This is a genomic window from Rhodococcus sp. IEGM 1307 (assembly GCF_030056915.1).
GTDB lineage: Bacteria > Actinomycetota > Actinomycetes > Mycobacteriales > Mycobacteriaceae > Rhodococcus_F > Rhodococcus_F opacus_D.
This window is the reverse complement of sequence record NZ_JASHKW010000089.1, coordinates 1-317: the sequence shown is the minus strand read 5'-3', so window position 1 is coordinate 317 and position 317 is coordinate 1. Positions and strand designations below refer to the sequence as shown.

General features: G+C 73.5%; 1 pseudogene. It reads right to left on the bottom strand.

The annotated features are described in order from the left end of the window. A pseudogene (locus QM841_RS42940) lies at positions 1 to 317 on the bottom strand (NAD(P)(+) transhydrogenase (Re/Si-specific) subunit alpha); the annotation flags it as partial.

Sequence of the window (317 nt, the reverse complement as noted above, 5' to 3'; positions counted from 1 at the left end):
CACGTCGAAGCCCTTGATCGCGTCCTCGAGCGCCTGCTGCTGCTGCGCCCGCTCCTCCTCGGTCAGCTCGCGGGCGTACCCGCCCTCACCGGCGGCGTCGATCCCCAGATCGAGCCACTGCGCACCGACCGAGCGAACCTGGTCGGCGACCTCCGGGCGCACGTCGTAACCGGTGGCCCGGCCCCCGAGACGCTTCGCCGTGGCCAGGGCCTGCAGGCCGGCGACACCGACACCGAGCACCAGCACCGTCGCCGGCTTGACCGTGCCGGCGGCGGTGGTGAGCATCGGGAAGAACCGGGTCGACTCCGACGCCGCGA